Source organism: Stenotrophomonas sp. CASM101, from assembly GCF_049384845.1.
GTDB classification, from domain to species: Bacteria; Pseudomonadota; Gammaproteobacteria; order Xanthomonadales; family Xanthomonadaceae; genus Stenotrophomonas; species Stenotrophomonas hibiscicola.
The window spans coordinates 114257-135608 of record NZ_JBMRFR010000004.1 but is presented as its reverse complement, the minus strand read 5'-3'; the positions used below and the strand labels follow the sequence as shown (position 1 = coordinate 135608).

The window sequence follows — 21352 nt, the reverse complement described above, 5'->3', positions numbered from 1 at the left end:
TTTCGTCTCCGATGAAGCTACGGCGCGGCTGCGTCGTCGTAGATGTAGAAATCCGGGTCGTACTGCAGGGCGGTCAACTCGACCGAGCCATCCTCGCCTGGCGTCAGTTCGGCAAGCACGGCGTCATACCCAGCGCGCGTGCTGTCGCAGAAGATCAGCTCAGGTGGGTCGATCGTTGGGTCATCCAAGATCCAAGTGTTGAATGCGTGCTCGCCCGGCAACGCCGATGCGGCGATCGTCAACCGGTGGTCGTCGACCCGGGTGGGCACCATCACGTTCGATAGCGTCCCGTCCTGGAAACGGACCAGACACCGCGGCGCCGGAAGGGTCCAGTCCAGGTACTCGCCCACCTCGATCAGGAGGCGGGTGCCCTCCAATCGTGCCGACTCGATCATGGTGCTGGTCGTGCTCGACCCTGGTATGTCATCGAACAGCTTCACCCGGTCACCATACTGGTAGACCAGGCCCATCATCTCGGTCTTGGTCTTGTAGGTCAGGCGCTGCCCCTGATGCTTCATCAGCCGACGCATGCCGATCCGGTACGCGCGATCACGCGTCCCTACACCATGAAGCTCGTAGGACTCAACTTTCCATGGCTCGGGGACGCCAGGCAACCGACATTCCACGGTCTCTGCCGCCCAGGTCACCTCATCGATGTAGGTCACGTCAACGCCGTCATAGTCGTCTGGGCCCGGCGAAATGAAGGACGTGCTCAGCGGCTCAAGCTGGCGCTGCGGCGAGATCCCGCCTCGCCACGTCTTCACCCCCTCACGGCCGGCCGAGCACATCGAATCGATCAGCAGGAAGTACCCCATTCCCGCCTGGGCCGCCATCTGCAGCATGTCCAATGCGCTGGTGCCGGATTTCTCCGCGCTGAAGTCAAAGAACTCGCCCCGTGGCGTCCAGTAGGTGTCTTCCAGATGCTGCAGGGTGTCCGTGTCGATCTGGTCCGCCGGCAGGCCAAGGGACCGCATGACATGGATCATGGCGCCGCTGATACTGCGTGCAGTGCCTTGCTCGTAAATCCGGGTAGCTTCGACGTTGAACCGGCGGTCAGTCTGCGCCGCCAGCTTCGTCCCGGTGGTCACCGTCAGGCCAATGGTCGTTAGGTCGTCGTAGCGCGTTGGCCGCTGCGAAAGGCGCGCGCGCAGGCCCTGCCAGTAGCACGCATCCCTCGCTGAGTTTCCTCCGCGCTCGGTCACCCGCCTGACGCGAACCTCGACCTGCCCCGGGGTGCCGAGGGTGATGCGCTCGGTGAAGCCCACGGCATCCTCGGAGTATCCGGTATAGGTGTGGGTCCGAACCGTCCAAGGCGCACCCGATCCATACACCCGATAGCCAACCCGGATGCTGACGGTGAACGTGCGTTTGTTGCCCTTGCTGGTGTACCAGATTAGGCCGCTGGGGAAGTTGAAGTCGTACTCGAATGCATCTGTGGTTTCGCCGCTCGGGCACACCAGGAATGGCCCCAGCCACTCCTCGCCCTCTTGGATCCCGGTGGCGCTGTAGTCGGTGGCTATCCGGTTGATCCAACCTGGCCAGCTCGTGTCGACCACGCCAGCCTCTGTCAGCCGCTCCACGGCCAAGGTGAGCCCGGACACGGCCACAATTCGATAGTCGCTTTGGCCTCGCGACATTGCCAGGGACACCACACCAGGTGGAAGCCCCCCGAAAGCAGTGCCGGTCGGACCGTCATAGGCCAACGTCACGCGGGGCTGCGTCGCAGGTGTTCCACCGGTCGTGGCCACACCCGCCGTGGACGTTGGGCTGCTGCCGAAGACAGGCGCTGGCAGTCCGCTGTAGGTGATGTTCCCGCCAGCGAACGGGCTGGCCACCTCAGCAATCGTCACCACGCCGCCGGACTGGGTAGCCACCAAGCCGCTGTCCACCAACTGGTCGTTGATGGCGGTCAGTAGCACGCCGAGGGTGATGTAGTTGGCCACCAGCGCAACGCTGTAGGTGGTTCCCCGCCAGCCGATCCCGAAGGTGACCGGAGAACCGCTGAAGTCGAAGTTGCTCGCAGCGGCCGATCCCGTCACACGGGCAGCACTGCCCCCAACACCGGGCACTGCGGGCGAGCCTGGAACGTAGCTGGCCACGAACAACGCGTAATCGGCTCCGTTGTAGGTCAGCAAAACCGGCATCCCCACGTAGGGCGCCAGTTCCGCCACAGCACTGCCGGCGATGATCGAGTAAAGGCCGCTGGTGGTCGCCGTGAAGGAAGCCGCAACCTTTAGCGTGAGCACGGTGCCGACAACCCAGCTGCTGGGCACGGAGCTGGTCGGCCGCTCGTTACCCTTCGCGTCGGTGACCGTCGCGTTGTTCAGGGTGATCACGTTCCCCGATACCGTCACCGAGTCTGCGTTGATGCCCGTAGACACGTCTGCCGTGTCGCTCAGATCCAGGCCGGCGGTGCCGGAGGCGGTAGCGCCCACCTCGGTCGAGTTAACCCAGTTTTCGGAGCGCACGTCGCCACCGACATCGGTGCCCGGTGGGTAGATCGTCATCTGCACATCGCTGCCGAACGAGCTGATGGGCGTGTTCCCCAGCCGGGCCGAACCCTCGGGGATGATGTGCCGGCCCTTCCCCACGCACACGAACATGTGGGTTCGATAAGACTTCTCCCCCACGAAGCGAGACACCGGCTGCACCAGGTAGTCGGCCCAAACTCGGCACCGTCCCAGAACCTCGCGGACGGGGCTCCCGAGCCGGGCCGTGTTCGCCCGCGCCGTGTCGAGGCTGAGGTTGTCGCCCTGCCCGTTTCGACTGCCAGGCAGGTTGTTGGCCATGTAGATGGCATACGCAGCCACCACCGCAACCACGACCCAGTAGATCACCGCGGCAATGCCCTCGTAATGAGGGACCGGGTAGATGCGCACGTCGCTGCCGTCGTCGATCCAGGTTCTTGCCCACGCCCCAGGCGCAACCGGTGCGCCGTCCACCTCCAGCTCGATCGGCTGTTCACGCTCTCCGGTGTACCCGCGCACGTTCGCCCGCAGCCAGCTGTCCACCGTCATCCGGCCATGCTGGTGGGTTTCCAGCGCTTCACCGGGCATGCGGGAAGGAAACACCCGGATCACGCGTAATACTCCACACGGTTGAAGCGGCGCTCAAAGCGCGCCACAGGCAGGACCGTCACGTTGCGGCCGTCGTTACATTCGAGCGTGCACATGCGGCCGTCTACCTCTACCAGCACGGCAACGTGGGTCACCATGCTGCCCTCGTAGCAGAACGCCACGGCGCCCTCTACCAAGTCGCTACCGGCGTGCTGCAGAACCGCCTGCTGTGCCAGCTCGGGCAGATCGTCACGGGTAGCCCCGGGATGCTCATCCCACGCTGGCAGCCCAAGATCCCGACGAACCTCATTGACAACGCCATAACAGTCCAGCTCGGGGAACACGCGGCCGCCGCTGACCCAGACGACGTCCAGGTACTTTTCAAGGTCGATCGTCATGAGATATAGCGTAGACCAGGGTGCTTGGAGAGGTTGAAGCGGTCGCGCGGCCAGGCCGTGTCGAGGATGTTCATGAAGCCGGCCGTGATCTGGACTTCGGTAGCCGACCACTGCCCTCCCTTGATGACCATCGAGAGCGGACGCTTGATGGGCGCCAGCAGATCGCTGCTCAGGTAGACCCGCAGGGCTACCTTCATCTCCTGTCGCGCGGCGAGCGCGGCGCGGATCTTGGTGCTCACCACTCCATCAATGTTGGTCAGGGCGAACCGCAGATCCTGCACACCGTCGGCATTGCGGGCCGGCTTGGCCACGTCCATACCGCAGGCCTTGAAGGTGACGGTCTGGCCCGTTTCAAGAACTGCAGTCAGGTCCTCCCACCCCCTGGTCAGATAGTGGGTTTCGCCACCAACGGTGATAGCCAGCGTCTCGTGCTCGATCTCGCTGCCGCCAGAGGCATACAGTCTTTCCAGAATGCTCATGACTCAGGCCATTCCCTATTAGCAGCCAGATCGATCACGCTGGCCCGAAGCACGCCCTCCGGATACTCCAGCCATCCTTCAGCAAGAAGTGGTCGTCGATAGAGCTCAAGCGTCGCGGCAAACATCCACAGGTTCGCGTTGGTCAATGTCGGGCCCTCGTAAATGTCAGTGAATCGAGCCTTGTAGTAATCCATTCCTAGCGGGCTGCGGAGCCGGCAGGCAAACCAGCTCACACCATCGATCAGCTCTTCCTCAAACCACCTTTCAAACAAGGCCGCCTGGCCGTCATTGAGCAACCAACGAACCTCTGTCTGTGTTGGAGTTGCGGTGTATGCTCGCCGCGGCAAAGATCTACCGCTGACGAAGGTTGAACGAGTCAACGGTGATATGTGGCGCAGCCCATAGCCCTCGCGTAGCGGTTCCGGCAACCACTTCGGCTGCATAATCAGCGCCATCACCCGACCTTCCTTCTGACATTCCAGTTCGAACGCATCGCGCGTGATTGCGGACCGGTTCCGGACGTCGTGTCCGCCACACGGTCCTGCCGCGCCAGGGTCACCGCACGCGTGACGGTCTGCTCCAGCATCAGCCGTTCCCGCTCGCTGATAGTTCCGTTCACGTTGAAATTGAACTCGTTGGTGTCCCCCCGGCCACCGCCGGCGGAATCACGCGACACGCGGTCAAGGGTTGCGTCCAGCTTGGCGCTGGTGGCTGCAGTGGTGACCCTCTCGCCCTTCTGCAGCAGCCAAGTTCCAGTCTCGGGAACGCTGTCGATACCGTCGTGGGCCATGCCTACTGCTGCGATGTTGGAGACGATGCCAGCGGTTGCAGCGGCTACCGAAGCAATAGCAGCAAGATTGGTCGGCCAAGGGTTGGCGGCGGCCATAGCCATACCCTGCTGGATCGCAATGACAGACTGCGCAATAGCTGCCGCCTTCTGGACCACGAATGCAGCCTTGTAGAGCGCGGATTGCTCGCCAAAGCTCGTCCGCATCACGTCCGTGATGCTTCCGAGAGCCGACTGAGCCTCTGTGGCCGCAACCTGCCACCGCGCTCTGTCGAGGCGTCCCAAGTTGGCTTCGTGCTCCTCACGCAGCTGCAGCTCCTGCGCATTCCACTCTGCTTCGAGATCAAACCGAGCCTGCCGATTCTCCTCCAGGGCTTCCAGCTGCGCCGCGAACTTCTGTCGCTCAGCTTCCTGTGCAGAATCGATCTTTGCAAACTCTCCGCTTGATCCACCATAGAGAGCGTCCGGCCCCTTGTAGTCGGCCGCGCCACTTCCTCCGACCTGCCGAATTACCTTAGCGGCGGTTTCTGCGTAGTCCTCATCATTCGCTGCACCAACATCCGCAGCCGCCTGAAGGATCTTCAGGCGGTCTCGGGCAAGATCGACGCCGAGCGAGTCCTTCTTGTTCAGCTCGTCCTTCAACTTGACGAAAGCCTCAGTGGCCTTGGCCGCTTCCTCGTTTGCTGACTTCACGACTGCCAACCGGTCAATCTCGGTGGCCAGCGCGCGCAGGCGCTCCTGGGAGGCGGAGTTCAGGCCTTTCAAGCTCCCCTGCGCCATTTCAAAGTTCAGGCGCTGCAGTTCCGTGGCACGGCCAGAGCGATCCGCGCTGGTGTCGAACAGCTCGATCTGCCGTTGCAGCTGCAGCGAAGCAGACTCATAGGCGCGCTGCAGCTGCTGCTGCCCCGCCAGCCGCACCTTGGCGTTGTCGGCGTCCGCTGCTGCTGCGGCCGCAGCAGCACGAGCAGCCGCGTCTCCGGTCACCCCATCCGGGATGGACGCGGCCGCGCTGGCAGCCTTCGCCGCCTGCTCCAGCATGCGCTGGCCTTCAGCCAGCTTGCGCTGCTCCATCTCGATCTCACCGCGAAGGCGCCGAATCACGGTATCCGGTCGAGACACCATGTCCGCTGGAATCAGCTCGCTGGCGTTGAGCATGGAGAAGCCCAGCGTGCCCTTCGAGTTCTGCACAGCCGCCAGGGTCTTCTGCAGGCGCTCAATGCGATCTTCAACGCGCACCACGTCGGCCATGTCAGGACCGCTGACGCGGGCGGCCAGGCTCTCGGCCACGAACTTGGTCACGTTGGCCGCAGTGGACGCGAACTTTGCCATCGTGCCGATTGCTTCAACCGCGCCCGAGATCAGGTTATTGAAACCCTCCCTCGTGGCCGGATCGTTCAGCGTCTCGACCAGCGTGTTTACCGCGTCGGTGGCCCCCTTCAGGCTCCCGTCCTTGGCGGTGGTGATGTCGTTTAGGGTGTTGCCCAGGGCCTGCAGAGCACCGCCCAAGGTGTCACGGGCCGCCTGCGCCGCGCCGGCGTACGACTCCTCAAGGATCTCCAGGATCATCACCTGGGCCTCGCCTTCCTTGCCGGCCTTGACCAGCTCGTCGATCGTGCCGCGCACCTCCTTCGTGAAGGCAGCGCCGAAGCCCTGCTGGGCGAGCGCGGCGGCCGCTTTGCTGGGCGATTCCAGCGCGCGGCCAATGGTCTCCGCCGACTGACTGACGCTGATGCCCAGGCGTGCCGATTGGTCGATGACCGCCTGCATCGCACGGGGGATGTTGGACGCCAGGATGCCCGAGTACGACAGCAGGCGAGTCTGGGCCTCGACGATCTCGCCGCCGCTGAACGTCGACTTGCTCGACAGGGTGTCGGCCATATCGAGCAGCTGCTGCCGGGTATACCCGGCCGCGCCACCGGTGGAGCGGATGATGGCATCCAGCTGGGCCACCTCGCGCTCGGCCGCGATGGTGTTACGCCCGATCATCACGACCGCCGCAGCGATCGCAGTGCCCAGCGCAAGGCCGGCCAGTTTCGCCTCGGCCTCGACCTTCTTCCGCCACTTCTCCGCACGGCGCTCGGACTTGTCCAGGCCGGATGCGAAGCCGCCGACCTCGGCGATTACGTCGATGGTCAGCGTACCAAGGTTCCTGGACATAGCTCTCTCTGCTGCAAGGGCTGACCGGTGGCCGGCCAGGTGATGCGCGCCCTACGCGCCAGCTACCACTGCTTCATCGCCTCCTCGAGGCTGATGGGCTCGGCGTCCGCGTAGGGAATGAAGTCGGAAGGCTTGAACGGGGTCGAGCCAGGCTTCTTGTTGGCGTTGACGAACAAAGCGGCCAGCATCCCTACAGCTGCATCCATCCGCCCACCCAAGTTCAGGCTGCCGCGCTTGGCGCGGTACACGCTCCAGAGCTGGAACTCCCGGATGGAGAGGCGTTCCCTCGCCTCCCCGATGCTGCGGCCGCCGATCCCGTTCAGGACCAGCTCGCACCACAGCTCATCCTCCGGGGTCAGCTCGTAGCTTTTCCCAGGTTGTTCACCTCGCCAATGGCCATCAGCAGCGCCACCGACAGGTTGCCGTCCAAGGCGCCGCGGTCCGGATCGGCCTCGCCGGTGATATCAGCGACGGTGAAAACCGCTTTGCCGTCCTGGTCGCAGATGCTGGCCGCGATGCGGCCGGCCACGCCGTCGTGCTTGTTCGTGGCCGACAGCACATCCGACACCGCCGCCTGGAAGCCCAGCGGCCGCACATAGACAGTGGCTGTCAGCTCCTCGTCGCCCTGCTTCCAGCGGATTTCCTTCTCCACCGGGCGGCCGGTGAACGCGCCGACCTTCTGCAGGCCGGCCACGCTCAGGTTCACTGCGCGTGCGTTGGCCGGCTTCTTGGCACCCCGGCTCACGGGGTTTCAGCCTTACGCAGCCAGACGCCCGACCCGCTGCGCTGCATGGACGCGGCAGTGGTCACCACCGCATTGCCCTGGAAGTCGAACGGGAAGTCGCTGACGTAGGCCTGGAAGGTGTACCAGGTGCGGGTATTCGGCAGGACCAGCTCGGCCACCGTCGAGCGCTCTGCCGTCGCCGCCGCACCGGTGCCAGCGCCGCCGCTGAATGCAACGGTTGGAACACTGGTGTACCCGGTGCCGGGGTTGGTGATGTTGACGCCGATCACCGAGCCGGAATCGACGATGGCCGTGGCCGTGGCGCCCGTGCCGCCGCCACCGGTGATGGTCACGGTCGGCGCCGACGTGTAGCCGGTGCCGCCGTTCGTAACTTCGATGTTCGAGATGCTGCCGGCCTGCTGGACGGTGGGTTCGATGTCCACCCCATCGGACCAGCCGATGGCCCACTGGATCGGGTCGCCCCCGTCCACCTGCTCGGCCAGCTGCCAGAACAGGTAGTGGCTCTCGTTCTTCGGGTCGGCGTTGATGGTCACCGACGCCTGGCCCGGCGTGCGCAGGCCCTTTTTGTAGGTGCGCGTGTTGGTCTCTGACAGGCAAGTGTCGTCGATCTGGTCTGCCGGCGCGGTGCCGGGGTTGAAGGCCGTGATGCACTCGATCTCGCGGACAGCGCCGTTGATCAGGCCGTACAGCTGGGTTCCTTGGGTCAGGATGCTCATCGTTTCTCCTGCGGGCAATAAAAAACCCCGCAGTGCGGGGCGTGGGTGGGTTTGTAGCGGGCGTTACCGGGGGACCAACCAGTCCACATCGAATGACAGGCGCAACAACTTCGTTTCGGGATCAAGCATCTGGCCGCCCCAGCGGGTGATGTACCCGCGAGGTTCGAAGGCATCACGCAGTGCGGTGGCACCCTCAATCAGGGATGCTTCGTTCTTTGCATAAACGTCCACCTGCGTGGTCAGCGCGTCCACGTCAGGGCGCTGGGCCAGATAGTTCTCGGGGCTACCACCGACCGTCTGCCAGACCGCATACGGAAGTGCAGGCGGCTTCTCGATCAGTCCGAACGGATAGACACGGGTCGGAGCGTCGCCAAAGGCCAGCAGCACCGCTGGTGATGCGATGCAAAGCGGGAAGATGGGCGGGATCATGCCGCCCCCTGCTTGGCCAGCACGCGGTCCAGCGCCTGGTTGAAGCTGCGCGCGAACACATCGACGGCTTTCGGGCCGGCTTGGTCCGGCACCGGCCGGAAGATCGGTTGCGCAGCCATCTTCGAAGTGCCGAACTCCAGCAAGCGCCAGTACCAGGTGATGCCACCGGGGTTGCTCGTCCCCTGCTGAGCGGCGCGGCCGGCCTGGGCACCGCCCAGAACGCCAACACGGAACGCCAGCACGCCATCCTGCTTGAACGCGCGGCCATTCCAGCGAACCGCGACGTTCTTCCAGATTGCGGTCTCGGTTTCGTGGTCGTCCACCCGGCGGGCGTTGCTCTGCGCCTGGTCGCGCAGCACGTTGGCCGCCCGGCGCAGCGCGGCCCGGCCCCCCTTGTAGTTCACCTCGCGCTTCACCTGCGCCATCTTGTTGCGGATGCCGTCCAGGCCGCTCACGTCGAATCGGATGCCATCAGCCATCGTTGACACCCTCGCTACACGGAAGCGTGAGGTATTCCAGGCCGCTCACCGGGTCGGGCAGCACACCATGGATGTTCAGGATCTTGCCGCGGTGGATCACCCGGCACTTGTCGGTCACATCGTCGCGCTGGCGGATGGTCACCCGCATGGTGACCTCGCTGTCCACCGCCTTGGCAGCGACCAACTCCCGGGCCGACAGCGCGGCCACCTCGGCCCACACATCGGCCAGAGGCTCCCAGCTGACGGTCTGCGCGCCGGTTTCGGGCGCCTGGCCGTGTACCTGGCGCTGCAGCTGCACCCGGTGGCGCAGACGGCCGGCGGCGATCATCGCGGCTTCCCGCTCAGGTAGTTGCCGGAGCCGGCCGCCTCCGCCTCGCCGCCTTCGCTGTCGCACAGGTAGTCCACCAGACGGTTAACCGCCTTGGCGTTCTCCAGGTCGGCCTTGGTCTTTTCCTGCAGCGCCGCCACCAGCTGGTGCGTCGCTTCGGTCTGGGCTCGCAGGGCGGCCAGCAATTCGCTTTGCTCGTTCATTCGCTTCTCGCATCCATTTCATGAGCCAGGCGCGCCGGCGCGCGCAGCCGGAGCAGGCCACGTCAGACGCCCAGACCGACCCGGTGCGGCCACAGCAGGCTGTGCGCACCCATCGGGATCTTCACCGTGGCTCCTGCGCTGGACTGCACGTCCTCGCGGGTCATGTAGAGGTGTCCCAGCATCAGCAGAACCGCCGCGCGTATGGCATCGGTCACCACCATCGGGTCGCACCCTGCAGTGCCGGCCAGCACAGCGGCCGCCATGCTGTCGGAGTCAGGGAACACCTTCCGGTTCATGAACTCCTGCGCCGCCTCCTCTGCGGCGCCACCGTAGAGCTCCAGCATGGCGTCGTCGGCGCTATCGGCCCGGCAGTGCTGCCGGGCCTGCTCGATGGTGATCAGCTGCATGGCTCAGGCCTGGGCCGGCGTCGCCGCCTTGATGGCGGTTTCGATGGCTTCGATCACGGTGGCGCGGGCTTTTTCGCCCTTGGCGGTCTCTGCCTTCAGCGCAGCGTCCAGCAACGCGAGGTCGGTCACCGACGCAATCGCCGCGATCGCGTCGGCAGCCTTCTGGCGGACGAGCTGAGCGCCATCGTTGGCCTCGCCAGTCGGAGCAGCCGGACCACCGCCGGCGGCCGCCGCCTCGCCAGCCAGCTTCACGAGGCCACGCTTGACCAGCAAGTCCGCGTGTTGGTTGGATACATCGAACTCCGCGCCGCGGCTACGGCTTCCGTGGTGTTCGAACGAGGTGAGTGCAATGACCTTGGCCATTATCTGGTTCCTTCGTCAGGGGCGGCACCCGGCTGTGCTAGGCGCCGCGTGGTGTCAGCCGCCGGCGCCAGCGCCGTCGGTGACCGGCAGGCCGTCGAAACCACCCTTCACCAAGGCCTCGGGGCGGAAGACAGTCAGGCCCACGTCCTCTTCGCAGAGGATGGTGACCATGTTCTTGACGAAGTTGTCGCGGTCCTGGTTGGAGACGGTGATGTTCGCCTGCTCGCGGTCCCAGCCCTGAGCGGCCATCTTGAAGGCACCGGTCAGGAAGTCGCCCACGTCCATAGCCTTGGTAGCCACGACCGGGCGCGCCCACAGGCCGGGGACGGCCAGGCCGCGCGGCGTGGCGAACAGGTAGGCGTTATCGGTGGTCTTCGACAGCTCGATGGTCGTCCAGTCGATGGGGTTCAGCACGATGCCATCGGCTTCGTACTCGGCCAGGGTCACCTGCAGCATGGCGATGCGCAGACGATCGATGGCCGTCTCGTTCTGCACGGTCACGCCCGGGTTCGCATACGTCGAGGCCTGGGTGTAGAGGCCGTTGATGTTCAGGCCGACGCCCGAACCCTTCAGCAGCTGCGCTTCTTCTTTCAGCTTCAGGCCGTACATCAGGCGGCCGTTGATGTAGGCCTGCAGCATGCTGGCATCGCGCAGCACCTGCTTGGACGCGCGAATCCAGTGGGCAATGGTGGCGACCTTGGCCGAGTCCAGCTCGAACGCCAGATCCGACTCCGGCTTCGGATTGGTCGGGTTTTCAGCCACCACGTCCGCGTTGTTGGTGAAGCCAGTCTCGCGCACGTACTCGATGCTGTCCGAGGAGGTGGGCCCCCAGGTCAGAAGGTCGCGGATGAAAAGACGCTGGTTCGGCGTTGCAACCACACCGGGCACGCGCTGCGGCTGGATCAGGGTGCCGGCCGACGCGTCTTCGCGGGTGATCGCCGCCCTGACCGTGAAGCTGCCCTGCATGCCCGGGTTGAAGTTCTTGCAGGCATCCGACGCGGCAACCACTTCGCCGATGGTCAGGGCCTTGGCCGGTGCACCGCCACCCTGCTCCAGCTTGGCGATGACCTGCTGGGCGGCCTGCAGGTTGGCCTGCAGCTCGCCCTGGGTGACCAGCAGTTGGTCGACCTTGGCCTTGGTTTCTTCGGACAGCTGCGCATGGGCGCTGATATCGGCCTTCGCCTGCTCCGCATGCTTCTTCAGCTGCTCGTTCACCTGCCCGAGGCTGGCGTTGATGTTCTTGATGTCGTCGTCGATCTGGGCCATTGAGGCTCTCCTTACAGGATGGTGGTGAGGTTTGCGGCCAGCGCCGCAGTGGTCGTGAAGCCGGCAGCATCACGCTGGCCGTGTTCGGTGGGCTCGCCCTCACCGCTGCCAGCGGGATCACCCGCGCTGGGCTTCAACTGGCTGATCAGCCGCATCGCCTCAGACTTGGGCATGCCAGAGGCCCGCAGAGCGGCCTCCATCCGGCGCACCGCAGAGGCGCTCTTGCTGTCATCGGACTTTCCGATCTCGTCGGAGTCGAGCAGCGAATCGGCGAAGCCCTGGGACACGGCAGCACTGCCGCCGATGTAAGACTCGCGATCCATCAGCTTCTGCATGGCCTTGAGGTCTTCGCCGGTTCTGGCCGCGTACACATCGGCCATTGCCTGATCGAATGGCTCCAGCTGGTCGGCAATCTCCCGCAGCTCGTGGCGATTGCCTGCGGCCAGGAGCCAGCAGTTGTGGATCATCAGGAAGCCCGCCCGTGCAATCTGCACTTGGTCGCCGGCCATGGCGATGATGGAGGCGGCAGAGGCTGCGATACCCATCACCTTCACCGTGACCTCGCCAGGGTGCTCGCGAAGCATGGAGTACATGGCCAGGCCTTCGAACATGTCGCCGCCCGGAGAGTTGATGGCGACGGTAACCGGGCCCTTGCCCAGCGAACGAAGTGCCGCAGACATGCGCTTCGCAGTGAAGCCGCCACCGGTCCACCAGTCCTCGCCGATCACGTCGTAGATGCCGATGGTCCGGTCTTCCTGATCCTCTACCGCAGCGCGGATGCTGGAATCCCAGCGATCAAACGCCGACGGTGCGATGTAGCTGCGCACATCCATCTGCGGCCGTCCGCTCGGAACGCCCGGGGTTGCACGGATGGTCATCGATTACTCCTTGCTGGCGGCGTCGGTAACGCCAAGAAATGCGCGCATCGACGCGCGAGCGGCATTGCCGTCTTCGGACTGTCCGAGCTTGTCCAGCGGTGCAAGTGCGGTCTGCACGGTCAGTACAGCCGCGTTTCCCCCCATGGGCTCTCGGTCCTCCAGCTCACGCACTTCGTCGCGGGTCAGGATGCCGTTGTTGACCATGGCTGCGTAGAAGGCCGCGCGACCCGCGCTATCGGCGCGAAGAAGCCCCTCTACCGCGAACTTCGGGTAGTACTTGGTGCGCTCAGCCGGCGAAAGAAGATCCTTACTGATCGCCTGTTCAATTCGACGTAGCCAGGGGCCGAGGGTGAAAGTCAGGAAGCCGATCATCTGCTGCTCGATCCCCGTGCCCCAGCTGGTCGACTTCTCGGCATGGCCGACCATGAACGGAGGAACTCGGAACCACCTGCAGATTTCCTCCACCGAGAACGCGCGCGACTCAAGCAGCTGAGCATCGGCCGGGTTGATGCCGATCGTCTTGATTTCAGAACCTGCTTCCAGGATGACCGGACGCCCGGCATTCACGGCTCCGCTCAGTGTTTCCAGCGTTTCCCGCGCCTCCTTGCGCTGGTCGGGCTTAAGCGTGCTCGGGTAGGAAATAGCCGTGGTCGGCATCAGTCCCTTGGAGAACGTTGAGCTTGCCGCCATGTCAGCGCCGATGGCGGCGCCGAACACCTCGGCACCATAGCCGATGACAGAGACTCCCTCCTTCCCGTCGAGGGAGAAACCAGGGATGTTCCAAACCCGGTCGTTTGGTATCTCGCGCTGCAGGCCGTTTTCATCCGTGTACCGCCAGACCTTCACCCCATCGCGGCGGAACCAGGTCAGCCTGTCGGGGTGAAGGAACTGCAGGCCAACCACCCGGCCTCCGATCATCAGCTTCTCGCAGCGAGCATTTCCACGCAGCAGCATCGCCGCAACGCTCGCTTCCCAATGCACGGCGGCAGTGGTATCGGAGTTCGGCTGATCGTGCAGGATGAACTGCAGCGGATGGTGGCTCGCCACGCGCTTGCCGGTGCTCGTCTTTTCGTACATCGAAAGGGGCAGCGTGGAGATGGTCTCCGAGATCAGGCGCACGCAGGACCAGACCGCTGACAACTTCAGTACGGTCTGATAGTTGACCGGCACACCAGCCGCCGAGTTCGAACCGAAGTAGTCCGCCCAGAAGTCGCCGTCGGTCAGATGGATGGGAACCCCAAGCCACTTGAGCGCCGCAGCGCGCAGGCGCCCAGGTTTCTTCGCCACGGCCTTCATCCAATCACCGGACTGGCAATGAAATCACCGGCATCGTCAGCCTGGGAGGCCGCCGGCATGCTCAGCCCGATGGCCATCAACAGCGTCGACATGTCGTCGATCTTGTCCGGCGAGCGCTTCTTGTCAGGCTTCATGTTCAGGTTTCCGTCCTTCACAGCAATGAGGTTCGACGCGCACCAGTTCAGAACGGGGTCGTTCCCGTGCCGGATCTTCTTGCTGATGTAGGCGCGCTCGAGCTCTTGCATCGCCGGGTGATAGTTCTTCGTGGTCTGGCCGAACTCGATCAGCGGATGACCCTCCGCCAACAGCCGCTGGGTGATCTCCTGGGCGTTCCACTTGTCGAAGCCGATCACCAGCGGATTGAACCTGGCGATGTCCTCCCTCATGCGCGCCTCTACCACCTGGTAGTCGGTGACTTCGCCCTCAGTCACCTCGATCAGGCCGGCCGCGACCCAGCCCGCGTAAGGCACAACCCCACGCTCTGTTCGAGCGCGGACTGCATCCTCTGGGACGAACCGGCGGCCCCATGTGTAGTAGATCTCGTCGACCTTCCACACCAGCCGCCAGGACGTAAGGTCCAGGTTGCTCGCGAGGTCCAAGCCCGCCCAGCAGGGATGGCCGGCAAGCCAGTCCAGGTCGACCGCGCCTCCACCCTTCTGCCACTTCGTCAGGTCGACCCAGCCCGTTGCAGAGGATGCCGGGCGGTTGAGCCGCTTGATCTTGAATTCGGCCAGCTTCGATGGCATCTGCCGCGCTTCGACAGCCTCCTTGCGGATGGCCTTCAGTAAGTGCGGGTTGGCGTCCATCAGCGGATTGGCCTTGGGCCACGCCGACTCGTCGAACTCGTCGTCGTCCTCATCGACCGCGTAGAACACCACCAGGAAGTGGTCGGCCGAATCGCCGAGGATGCCCTGCAGCACCTGTTTGGCGAACTGCCGGATTTCTCCCCATGGGCCCGGGTTGGTATACCCCTCGGTCGTGGTGTAGAGCCACAGCGGATTGCTGCGCGCGCCGGCTGCTGAGGTCAGCACGTTCAGCAGGTCCGCCGACTTGTGAGCATGGATCTCGTCCAAGCCCACATGGGATGGGTTCAGGCCGTCCTGCGTGCTGGCCTTGGCGTTGATGGGCTTGAAGCTGGCTCCGGTCTCCATCCGGCTGATCGAGTTGGCCCAACATGCCAAGCCGAAGGCCTCCTGCAGGTCCGGCGTCTTCTCCGTCATCCGCTTGGCGACGTTGAAGATGATGCGTGCCTGGCTGCCGGTGGTGGCCGCCGAGATGATCTGGGCGCCCTCCTCCTCCTCGCAGCACTGGCAGTACAGCAGGATCGCCGCCGCCAGGGTCGACTTGGCGTTCTTGCGCGCCACCGCGAACAGTGCCGAGGTGAAGCGCCTGCTGCCGTCCAGGTTGCGGAACCCGAACAGCTGCACGACGAAGAACACATGTGACCGGTGCAGCTCGATCTCAGGCCGCGCCCATTTTCCTTCGACGTGCGGCAGCTTCTCGATGAAGTCGCACGGGTCGCAGGCATGCCACTCATCGAAGGCAAACGGCGGACGCTTCCGCCGCGCTCGCTTCAGGTCCGCGAGGAACCGTTTCGCGGCCAGACGCACCCACTTCCCGAACTTCCGGCCCTTCTTGTCGGCTACGGCCTCTTCTGCATAGGCCGTGGCGATGCCGACGTAATCACGCACGGGGCTTCCGCTTCGCACCATTGCTGGCGAACGCGTTCCCCGTCTTCTCGGCCTCGCCCGACGGCTTCACCTTGCCCTGGGCAACCGGCGTCAGGCCAAAGTCGTTCATCAGCCCACGCAGCTGGGAGACCATCGAGGCCACGGGCGCCAGCCCGGCGGCGTACAGCTGCACGGTGTTGCCGTGCAGAGCGCAGAGCTGGCCGAACGCCGAAAGCCCGGCCTCGGTGAGCAGCTTGTTCGCGTGGAGGATCGGCGCCAGCCGGTCCCACTCCTTGATGGCATGCGCATTCGGCAGCCAGTCCGGTGCCGGTGGAACATCCGACACCAGCGGAAGGTCAGCGGCCGGCGCCGCCGGCGCGCGGTCGGGGCGGTCCGTGCCGGCCACCACTTTCAGCGATGTCGGTTTGCGCGGGTTCGCCATGGGTAGTCCAGGAGCGGCAACCTGGCCGCGAAAAAATGGTTTTTCTCAACTGACGGTGCAAAAAAAACTCTGGGCGCACGGTCAGGGAGGCGAACCGCCCCAACTTTTGACCCTCCCCCGCCCTATCTGCCGTTGTTGCGATTCATTCGCGTCCACGCGTGCATTTCGGGCTGGCCTTTGCACCTCGATGCCAGTTCCCGAACCCGCCGTCCTCGGTCGCGGTCTTGCGGTCGTGGCAGGGCTTGCAGAGGGGCTGCCAGTTGTCGGTGTCCCAGAACAGCGCCTGGCTGCCCTTGTGAGGCTTGATGTGGTCGACCACCGTCGCGACCGTGACGTGGCCAGACCGCTGGCACTCTGCGCAGAGCGGATGCCTGAGCAGGAAGGTCGCCCGGGCGCGCTGCCATCGGCTGCCATAGCCTCGCTCGGCCGTGGTCTGCCTCACTGCTGCGGCCGGCACGTGCACGACCGCCGGTCTCGGCATGGCGTTGTGCTTCGGCGCGCGGCGTGGCATCAGCCTGGTCCTCGGCTCCGGTCTGCCTCGATCACGGCTTGGCAGGCACGGACGTGGTCGTCGGCGTCTCGTCCGATTTGAACAAGAGCGCCCGCGACCTCTGCTCGTAGTTGGGCTGTCTGGTCACGTTCGACGGCGCCGGCGACGGCTTGGGACAGGCGAGCGGTGTTGCAGGTGGCGAGATCGTCGCGCAGCTGGAGGCTGCCATCGCGCAGACCAGCAGCAACAGCAGCAGGGACGGCCGTGGCCGCGGTGCGGTCTTCTTCATGCTTGGCTCCGATGGCGGCCAGCGCCTCGGCCTGGCTGTGCTCTACAGCACGGGTCTGGGTGATCTGCTCGACCTGGGCGGCGCTGGCGGCGGCCAGCTGCCGGGCGTCTACGGTCTCAGCCCGATCACCGCGCCAGGCCCAGCCTGCGCCGAACATGCCAGCAGACCAGGCGACGAACACCAGAAGGTAGATGGCAATTCGGTTCATTTCAGGCTCCCGGGCCCTTGCGGGTTATGCCGAAGAAGTAGCCGATGACCATGCCGGTCGCGTTGTTCAAGCCGCCGATCAGCATGCCGAACGAGTCCTTGTTCTCCGGCGGAATGGCCACTGCAATCAGGGCGGCCATGGCCATCCCAAGCAGGAACAGCACCAGCACGGCAATGCCGACGCGAGCGGCGCCGATGTTGCGGGTCGCGAAGGTCATGCGGCACCTGCCAGTGAATGAATTTCCTCCAGCGCCCAGTGGTAGAGCTGCTGGTCGATGATGGTCACGCGCGTGAGGCGCTTGCCGCGCACTTCCTTGATGGCCACCTGGGTGGACTGCTGAACAGCCAGCAGCACGAATGCGATGCGCTGCTTGGTCGGATCAGGCTCCTGCAACACCGCAAGCGCGTCGCTGACCATCTCGCGGATGGCCAGCAGCAGCTCGGCCGTGGGGCTCTTGGCCTTCTGACTCTCCAACACCACCAGCACGCCCTGCAGCTGACTTACCGGCGATAGCCGGGCGGCCTTCTTCTTCGGCGTCATGCGGACAGTGCCTTCAGCGCGCGGGCGTAGCGCGCCCTTCGGTCAGCAGCACCGGTCTGCCCTCCGTTGATTCGCTCGGTGATCTCATCGAAACGGCTCGCATCCGCCAGCTTGTTCAGGGATCGGGCATCCCAGAATGCTCCGGCGGCCAGGGCGCCCCATTTCGGCTGCTCCAGTTCCTCGGGTTTAGCCTCGAAGTCAGGGACGCCCTTGATGCCCTTCGCCCGCAGGGCGTCGCGGATGGCCGCGTAGTTGGCCCGGCCAGTGTTCTGGATAGGACCCCGGCCGCGATAGCGGTAGCCATCGCCACTCGCCTCCGAGCCATTGCCCAGCCGGTTGGCATACGCGTTGTTGCCGATCGCAACCGGCTTCCGCTCCAGCGCGCGCGCCAAATCGTTCGGCTTCCGCGGCTTGGCCTTGGGGTCAACGGCGTAGCGGCTGGGCCACGTGTCGGCCATGCCCTGCGCACCGTAGTTCAGGTTCTCGACGATCCGGGTCAGGCTCGCCGACTCATGACCGACCTGCGCCAGGAACGCCGCCACCCGCTTCGGGGTGCTGATGCCGAACGCAGTGCAGGCGTCGGTCAGGGGCTGGGCCCACCGGGAGGCGACGGCGGCAGTACAGCCGACCGCCTGCTGAATTGTCGAGGCGGTCAGAAGCATGGCGGGTCCAGAAACAGAAAGCCCGGCTTTATGGCCGGGCAGGGTCGCGTGCGATAGTAGAAATTTACTGGTAAAACTGCGGATGTGTCACCTCCGCAGTCAAATCACATCAACAAGGAGCGTTATGTTCACCCTAGGCCCTCGCTTTGTTGTTCGTCCTGAGCACGTTTCGGCCGTCTCTACGCCCAAGAAAATGACTACCACTGCGTACGAAGCAGAGTTCACCGTCTATCTAATCGGCGGTCAAGAACTGAAGGTGGGCGGCTCATATGCGGAATGCCAGAAATTGCAGGTGGATCTCATCAAGAACGTAGACAATCTTCGATAGTTCTATGATGCGGAGAGCGCTGAGCAAAGATGCCATGCTGCCTCTTGTTCAGCCTCTCCCATCTTAACCATCAGCCATTCGTAAACGGGCTTCCATGTCCGGCGATAGGCAGCTTCATCCCGGCCGATAGCAGCAGCTCGCCGCCGGTCGCTGACCGGGTCCAGGCCGGACCCTCCGCACACCTTGCACGGCACCAGCAGCTCCCCAACCATCGCCCGCCCCCTGCCCTCGCAGGCCGCGCAATGCGGACGCTTGGCGATCTCGTTGATCACCGCCGCCGCCAGGGTCGGCAGCGACTCCAGGGTGCTGATCGGCCAGCATTGCGCCTTGATCCGGCCCAGCCGCTGCTGGGCTGCGTCACGGTTCGCCCGCTGCTCCGCGGTGGCCGCGCCGCCCCAGCCGATGCACACCTCGGCCAGGCCGAGATCCGTCCGGGCCTCAGCCAGCCGTCGCTGCTGCCGCTGCAGCTCCGGCGTCACCAGCGCGATCACCGCGTCCCGTAGCTTATGCCGGCGCAGCGCGGCGCCGTCCGGCCACCAGCACGCCTCCAGCAGCTCCCGGCCCAGCCCGGCCGGCACCATCCCCAGCGCCGCGGCAATGTCCTGGTTCGTCAGGTCGGGCTTCCCGCCTCCCCGGCCGATGTCGAACTTCACCGTGCTCGGCCCCAGCCGCGCCATCGTCTCTCGTGGATTCATGCCCGTTCCCCTGTCGTTGAGTGGCCGGCCGCCGCCGGCCCGCCCGTAATCCGCACCACCACCTGGCCGCCCGGCCGGCGCTCGCTGCTCACAACCGGATGGCTGATGAACCGCTTGTCGTCGATGCCCAGCACCTGGGCTATTCCGTCTCGGTACGCCTTGAACCGCCCCAGCATGTTGTCGTCGTCCGGCAGCGCCTTCCCAGGCGCCTGGTGGAAGCTCACCCACAGGTGCAGCTTCCCCGCCGGCAGCTGCAGCGCGCGCCAACCCGCCTCGTGCGCCAGCACCACGGCCGTCTGCCGGGCGTGCTTCGTGGCCTTTGCCTTCCGGCTCCAGTGAACCCGGCCGTTCGGCGATAGGTCCTTGCTCGGCCACGGCAGGATCAGCTCCTTCATGCGCGCACCCGCAGGTAGCCCTGCTGCCAAAGCTGCAACATGGTCAGGTCGTGCGCCCGCTGCCAGATCTCGGCCTTCTCCTCGCGGGTGAAGCGCTTCCCCTGGTCCAACTCGCGGTGACAGCTCCGGCACCCGCTGGCGAAGAAGCAGTCGTGCGCCTTGATGCTGCCGCCCTTGCCGTGGCGGGACTGGTTGCTGTGGCACGGCTCGCCCGGGCCTCCCTCGCACACCCCTTCGATCTGCAGGGTGCAGTTGAGCTGGTAGGCGAGGTCCAGCAGGGCTCGATCACGGTAGTTGCCGTGCATCAGGCTACCCCCCCGCATACAATCTCGGCATTCAACACAGGGGATGTGAGATGCGGCCCATCAATTGGAAGACGGTGAGGTGGCTCGGAGCTTCCATCGTTGCTGGCGTAGGCCTGTCTTATGCAATGGGGTTTGACCCCGTGCGCATCTACGTCGACAAGGATGCTGGGCAAGTATGGCCGGCTTGGGTTCAGGCATTTGGCAGTATCGGAGCGATTCTTGCTGCCGCCTTCATTGCACGATGGCAGCGGCGCGCCGAGATTTTTCAGAAGCAGGAAGACGATCTCGCAAATGCTCGGAGCATGGCCGCCCTCCTCTACAAAGACTTCGTGCGTTGGAAGGAGAAAGCTACGCCCCGAGAAACCTACAACCCGCTGTTCGGGGTTGACTCGCATGCAATCCCTCAGCCTATCTACGAATGCATTCGAGACCTGCATGTTATGGGACCGGCCTCTGGACCAGCCACGAAGGCGATAGGCTTTTCGCTCAAGGCCCGCGAGATAGGCGTAGCCGGCACAGATGGGACTAAACGCTTCCTGCGCAGCAAGGAAGACCACGCGCATTACTCCGAAGCGCTGAGGCAGATACAGGCCAGCTGCTCCGAAGTAATTGGAGAGTTTGACAAGCTCCTCGGCCTGCAGCCTCGACTTTGAGGTGATCACGCAACCCTCCTCTTGGTCGGCGCGAACTGCGCAAGTCGTTCCACAGCGCTGTCCGACCAGCGCACCCGGTCCGAAAACTCGGCGTGGATGAAGGTGAGGAAGTCGCCTATCTTCCGGCGGCTGTACTTGCTGGTTCGGGCGCCGAGCATCACCACGCCACCGCGCAGGCCGGGCGCCCACTCGGTCTCTTCCTCGAACGCTGCGGTCAGCACGTCCTTCCAGTCGTAGGACGTGGCCTGCCTGGTACTGCCGTCGCGGCGGGTGATCACCAGCGGCACCTGCTTGGCAATGTCGCTCGGCGCGGGCCACATCGCCGCGTTCTGGTCCAGCGTCCGCTTCGGCTCGTCCAGGGTGATCTGCACCGGGCCGCCTTTGAGCCATTCGTTGATGGCGCGCACGACGTTGGAGACCGCCTGCGGACAGTTGCGGTTGTTCGGCGGGTCGATGAGGAAGGTGCGCATCATAGGCTCACCTCCGAGAGATTCGCGGCCTTCAGTGCTGCTCTCCACCGATACGCCGTTGCGCGGCTAACGCCGAAGTCTTGCCGAATCTTCTCAGCACTGGGCACATCGTCCTTGTACATGCGCACCAACTTGATCGCAGTCGTCAGGAGCGTGCTTTGCGCGCCTGGATCGGGCCAGCCCGGGTTGCGCATGGTGTGCTGAGTAGTTCCCATATG

General features: G+C 64.7%; 29 protein-coding genes. 1 reads left to right on the top strand and 28 read right to left on the bottom strand.

The features are described from left to right. Positions 1-17: 17 nt before the first annotated feature. The 27 genes from VG543_RS08930 to VG543_RS08800 form a co-directional block, all read right to left on the bottom strand. Positions 18-3080, bottom strand: a complete 3063-nt coding sequence (locus VG543_RS08930) for a host specificity factor TipJ family phage tail protein (RefSeq protein WP_423178416.1) — start codon at positions 3078-3080, stop codon at positions 18-20. Next, positions 3077-3454, bottom strand: a complete 378-nt coding sequence (locus tag VG543_RS08925; RefSeq protein ID WP_099559396.1) for a nitrite transporter — start codon at positions 3452-3454, stop codon at positions 3077-3079. The genes VG543_RS08930 and VG543_RS08925 overlap by 4 nt, the downstream gene beginning before the upstream one ends. Then, positions 3451-3933 (bottom strand): DUF1833 family protein, encoded by a 483-nt coding sequence (locus VG543_RS08920; protein WP_423178417.1) that lies wholly within the window; start codon positions 3931-3933, stop codon positions 3451-3453. The genes VG543_RS08925 and VG543_RS08920 overlap by 4 nt, the downstream gene beginning before the upstream one ends. Continuing rightward, a complete protein-coding gene (locus VG543_RS08915; RefSeq protein WP_423178418.1) occupies positions 3930-4388 on the bottom strand; it encodes a hypothetical protein in 459 nt (152 codons plus the stop codon). Before VG543_RS08915 ends, VG543_RS08920 begins: the two co-directional genes overlap by 4 nt. Continuing rightward, positions 4388-6877 (bottom strand): phage tail length tape measure family protein, encoded by a 2490-nt coding sequence (locus tag VG543_RS08910; protein WP_423178419.1) that lies wholly within the window; start codon positions 6875-6877, stop codon positions 4388-4390. The genes VG543_RS08915 and VG543_RS08910 overlap by 1 nt, the downstream gene beginning before the upstream one ends. Before the next feature lie 62 nt (positions 6878-6939). Then, positions 6940-7149: a phage tail assembly protein T gene (locus VG543_RS08905; RefSeq protein ID WP_423181116.1), complete on the bottom strand. Its 210-nt coding sequence runs from the start codon at positions 7147-7149 to the stop codon at positions 6940-6942. A gap of 83 nt (positions 7150-7232) precedes the next feature. After that, on the bottom strand, positions 7233-7622 hold the full coding sequence (locus tag VG543_RS08900) for a phage tail assembly chaperone family protein, TAC (protein ID WP_423178420.1): 390 nt from the start codon (positions 7620-7622) through the stop codon (positions 7233-7235). Continuing rightward, a complete protein-coding gene (locus VG543_RS08895) occupies positions 7619-8338 on the bottom strand; it encodes a phage tail tube protein (protein ID WP_423178421.1) in 720 nt (239 codons plus the stop codon). Before VG543_RS08895 ends, VG543_RS08900 begins: the two co-directional genes overlap by 4 nt. A gap of 63 nt (positions 8339-8401) precedes the next feature. Further along, positions 8402-8767: a tail completion protein gp17 gene (gp17, locus tag VG543_RS08890; protein WP_423178422.1), complete on the bottom strand. Its 366-nt coding sequence runs from the start codon at positions 8765-8767 to the stop codon at positions 8402-8404. Further along, positions 8764-9246 (bottom strand): HK97-gp10 family putative phage morphogenesis protein, encoded by a 483-nt coding sequence (locus tag VG543_RS08885; RefSeq protein ID WP_423178423.1) that lies wholly within the window; start codon positions 9244-9246, stop codon positions 8764-8766. Before VG543_RS08885 ends, gp17 begins: the two co-directional genes overlap by 4 nt. Further along, positions 9239-9574 carry a phage head closure protein gene (locus VG543_RS08880; protein ID WP_423178424.1) on the bottom strand — a complete coding sequence of 112 codons (336 nt, stop codon included), beginning with the start codon at positions 9572-9574 and terminating at the stop codon, positions 9239-9241. The genes VG543_RS08885 and VG543_RS08880 overlap by 8 nt, the downstream gene beginning before the upstream one ends. Further along, on the bottom strand, positions 9571-9777 hold the full coding sequence (locus tag VG543_RS08875) for a hypothetical protein (RefSeq protein WP_227852772.1): 207 nt from the start codon (positions 9775-9777) through the stop codon (positions 9571-9573). Before VG543_RS08875 ends, VG543_RS08880 begins: the two co-directional genes overlap by 4 nt. Before the next feature lie 62 nt (positions 9778-9839). Beyond that, a complete protein-coding gene (locus VG543_RS08870; RefSeq protein WP_227852770.1) occupies positions 9840-10184 on the bottom strand; it encodes a head-tail connector protein in 345 nt (114 codons plus the stop codon). 3 nt (positions 10185-10187) lie between these two features. Further along, positions 10188-10547, bottom strand: coding sequence for a hypothetical protein (locus tag VG543_RS08865; RefSeq protein ID WP_227852768.1), 360 nt, complete (start codon positions 10545-10547; stop codon positions 10188-10190). A gap of 54 nt (positions 10548-10601) precedes the next feature. Continuing rightward, complete coding sequence (locus VG543_RS08860; protein ID WP_423178425.1) at positions 10602-11813, bottom strand: phage major capsid protein; 1212 nt, start codon at positions 11811-11813, stop codon at positions 10602-10604. Positions 11814-11824: 11 nt separating this feature from the next. Then, on the bottom strand, positions 11825-12691 hold the full coding sequence (locus tag VG543_RS08855; protein WP_423178426.1) for a head maturation protease, ClpP-related: 867 nt from the start codon (positions 12689-12691) through the stop codon (positions 11825-11827). Between the two features lie 3 nt (positions 12692-12694). Further along, complete coding sequence (locus VG543_RS08850) at positions 12695-13987, bottom strand: phage portal protein (protein WP_423178427.1); 1293 nt, start codon at positions 13985-13987, stop codon at positions 12695-12697. Beyond that, complete coding sequence (locus tag VG543_RS08845; RefSeq protein WP_423178428.1) at positions 13984-15678, bottom strand: terminase large subunit; 1695 nt, start codon at positions 15676-15678, stop codon at positions 13984-13986. The genes VG543_RS08850 and VG543_RS08845 overlap by 4 nt, the downstream gene beginning before the upstream one ends. Then, positions 15671-16099: a hypothetical protein gene (locus VG543_RS08840; protein WP_423178429.1), complete on the bottom strand. Its 429-nt coding sequence runs from the start codon at positions 16097-16099 to the stop codon at positions 15671-15673. The genes VG543_RS08845 and VG543_RS08840 overlap by 8 nt, the downstream gene beginning before the upstream one ends. A gap of 142 nt (positions 16100-16241) precedes the next feature. After that, positions 16242-16610: an HNH endonuclease gene (locus VG543_RS08835; protein ID WP_423178430.1), complete on the bottom strand. Its 369-nt coding sequence runs from the start codon at positions 16608-16610 to the stop codon at positions 16242-16244. After that, positions 16610-17086, bottom strand: a complete 477-nt coding sequence (locus tag VG543_RS08830; protein WP_423178431.1) for a hypothetical protein — start codon at positions 17084-17086, stop codon at positions 16610-16612. Before VG543_RS08830 ends, VG543_RS08835 begins: the two co-directional genes overlap by 1 nt. 1 nt (position 17087) lies before the next feature. Beyond that, on the bottom strand, positions 17088-17303 hold the full coding sequence (locus tag VG543_RS08825) for a hypothetical protein (RefSeq protein ID WP_423178432.1): 216 nt from the start codon (positions 17301-17303) through the stop codon (positions 17088-17090). Next, positions 17300-17626, bottom strand: a complete 327-nt coding sequence (locus VG543_RS08820) for a hypothetical protein (RefSeq protein WP_049441606.1) — start codon at positions 17624-17626, stop codon at positions 17300-17302. The genes VG543_RS08825 and VG543_RS08820 overlap by 4 nt, the downstream gene beginning before the upstream one ends. After that, positions 17623-18288, bottom strand: coding sequence for a glycoside hydrolase family 19 protein (locus tag VG543_RS08815; RefSeq protein WP_423178433.1), 666 nt, complete (start codon positions 18286-18288; stop codon positions 17623-17625). The genes VG543_RS08820 and VG543_RS08815 overlap by 4 nt, the downstream gene beginning before the upstream one ends. Positions 18289-18618: 330 nt before the next feature. After that, on the bottom strand, positions 18619-19311 hold the full coding sequence (locus VG543_RS08810; RefSeq protein WP_423178434.1) for a hypothetical protein: 693 nt from the start codon (positions 19309-19311) through the stop codon (positions 18619-18621). Next, complete coding sequence (locus VG543_RS08805; RefSeq protein ID WP_423178435.1) at positions 19308-19706, bottom strand: hypothetical protein; 399 nt, start codon at positions 19704-19706, stop codon at positions 19308-19310. Before VG543_RS08805 ends, VG543_RS08810 begins: the two co-directional genes overlap by 4 nt. Beyond that, positions 19703-20011: a nuclease domain-containing protein gene (locus VG543_RS08800; RefSeq protein ID WP_197628464.1), complete on the bottom strand. Its 309-nt coding sequence runs from the start codon at positions 20009-20011 to the stop codon at positions 19703-19705. Before VG543_RS08800 ends, VG543_RS08805 begins: the two co-directional genes overlap by 4 nt. A gap of 140 nt (positions 20012-20151) precedes the next feature. On the opposite strand from VG543_RS08800, the gene VG543_RS08795 reads away from it, so the two are divergent. Beyond that, positions 20152-20664, top strand: a complete 513-nt coding sequence (locus VG543_RS08795; protein ID WP_295573728.1) for a hypothetical protein — start codon at positions 20152-20154, stop codon at positions 20662-20664. A 5-nt stretch (positions 20665-20669) separates the two neighbouring features. On the opposite strand, the gene VG543_RS08790 is transcribed toward VG543_RS08795, so the two are convergent. After that, positions 20670-21137: a recombination protein NinB gene (locus VG543_RS08790; protein ID WP_423178436.1), complete on the bottom strand. Its 468-nt coding sequence runs from the start codon at positions 21135-21137 to the stop codon at positions 20670-20672. Positions 21138-21352: the final 215 nt, after the last annotated feature.

What these genes read in the sequence shown, in the direction of transcription:
- VG543_RS08925 (WP_099559396.1), bottom strand. Translation starts at nt 3,454, where the DNA reads ATGACGATCGACCTTGAAAAGTACCTGGACGTCGTCTGGGTCAGCGGC.
- VG543_RS08920 (WP_423178417.1), bottom strand. Translation starts at nt 3,933, where the DNA reads ATGAGCATTCTGGAAAGACTGTATGCCTCTGGCGGCAGCGAGATCGAG.
- VG543_RS08915 (WP_423178418.1), bottom strand. Translation starts at nt 4,388, where the DNA reads ATGGCGCTGATTATGCAGCCGAAGTGGTTGCCGGAACCGCTACGCGAG.
- VG543_RS08910 (WP_423178419.1), bottom strand. Translation starts at nt 6,877, where the DNA reads ATGTCCAGGAACCTTGGTACGCTGACCATCGACGTAATCGCCGAGGTC.
- VG543_RS08895 (WP_423178421.1), bottom strand. Translation starts at nt 8,338, where the DNA reads ATGAGCATCCTGACCCAAGGAACCCAGCTGTACGGCCTGATCAACGGC.
- gp17 (WP_423178422.1), bottom strand. Translation starts at nt 8,767, where the DNA reads ATGATCCCGCCCATCTTCCCGCTTTGCATCGCATCACCAGCGGTGCTG.
- VG543_RS08885 (WP_423178423.1), bottom strand. Translation starts at nt 9,246, where the DNA reads ATGGCTGATGGCATCCGATTCGACGTGAGCGGCCTGGACGGCATCCGC.
- VG543_RS08880 (WP_423178424.1), bottom strand. Translation starts at nt 9,574, where the DNA reads ATGATCGCCGCCGGCCGTCTGCGCCACCGGGTGCAGCTGCAGCGCCAG.
- VG543_RS08875 (WP_227852772.1), bottom strand. Translation starts at nt 9,777, where the DNA reads ATGAACGAGCAAAGCGAATTGCTGGCCGCCCTGCGAGCCCAGACCGAA.
- VG543_RS08870 (WP_227852770.1), bottom strand. Translation starts at nt 10,184, where the DNA reads ATGCAGCTGATCACCATCGAGCAGGCCCGGCAGCACTGCCGGGCCGAT.
- VG543_RS08865 (WP_227852768.1), bottom strand. Translation starts at nt 10,547, where the DNA reads ATGGCCAAGGTCATTGCACTCACCTCGTTCGAACACCACGGAAGCCGT.
- VG543_RS08860 (WP_423178425.1), bottom strand. Translation starts at nt 11,813, where the DNA reads ATGGCCCAGATCGACGACGACATCAAGAACATCAACGCCAGCCTCGGG.
- VG543_RS08855 (WP_423178426.1), bottom strand. Translation starts at nt 12,691, where the DNA reads ATGACCATCCGTGCAACCCCGGGCGTTCCGAGCGGACGGCCGCAGATG.
- VG543_RS08850 (WP_423178427.1), bottom strand. Translation starts at nt 13,987, where the DNA reads ATGAAGGCCGTGGCGAAGAAACCTGGGCGCCTGCGCGCTGCGGCGCTC.
- VG543_RS08840 (WP_423178429.1), bottom strand. Translation starts at nt 16,099, where the DNA reads ATGGCGAACCCGCGCAAACCGACATCGCTGAAAGTGGTGGCCGGCACG.
- VG543_RS08835 (WP_423178430.1), bottom strand. Translation starts at nt 16,610, where the DNA reads ATGCCACGCCGCGCGCCGAAGCACAACGCCATGCCGAGACCGGCGGTC.
- VG543_RS08830 (WP_423178431.1), bottom strand. Translation starts at nt 17,086, where the DNA reads ATGAACCGAATTGCCATCTACCTTCTGGTGTTCGTCGCCTGGTCTGCT.
- VG543_RS08825 (WP_423178432.1), bottom strand. Translation starts at nt 17,303, where the DNA reads ATGACCTTCGCGACCCGCAACATCGGCGCCGCTCGCGTCGGCATTGCC.
- VG543_RS08820 (WP_049441606.1), bottom strand. Translation starts at nt 17,626, where the DNA reads ATGACGCCGAAGAAGAAGGCCGCCCGGCTATCGCCGGTAAGTCAGCTG.
- VG543_RS08815 (WP_423178433.1), bottom strand. Translation starts at nt 18,288, where the DNA reads ATGCTTCTGACCGCCTCGACAATTCAGCAGGCGGTCGGCTGTACTGCC.
- VG543_RS08810 (WP_423178434.1), bottom strand. Translation starts at nt 19,311, where the DNA reads ATGAATCCACGAGAGACGATGGCGCGGCTGGGGCCGAGCACGGTGAAG.
- VG543_RS08805 (WP_423178435.1), bottom strand. Translation starts at nt 19,706, where the DNA reads ATGAAGGAGCTGATCCTGCCGTGGCCGAGCAAGGACCTATCGCCGAAC.
- VG543_RS08800 (WP_197628464.1), bottom strand. Translation starts at nt 20,011, where the DNA reads ATGCACGGCAACTACCGTGATCGAGCCCTGCTGGACCTCGCCTACCAG.
- VG543_RS08790 (WP_423178436.1), bottom strand. Translation starts at nt 21,137, where the DNA reads ATGATGCGCACCTTCCTCATCGACCCGCCGAACAACCGCAACTGTCCG.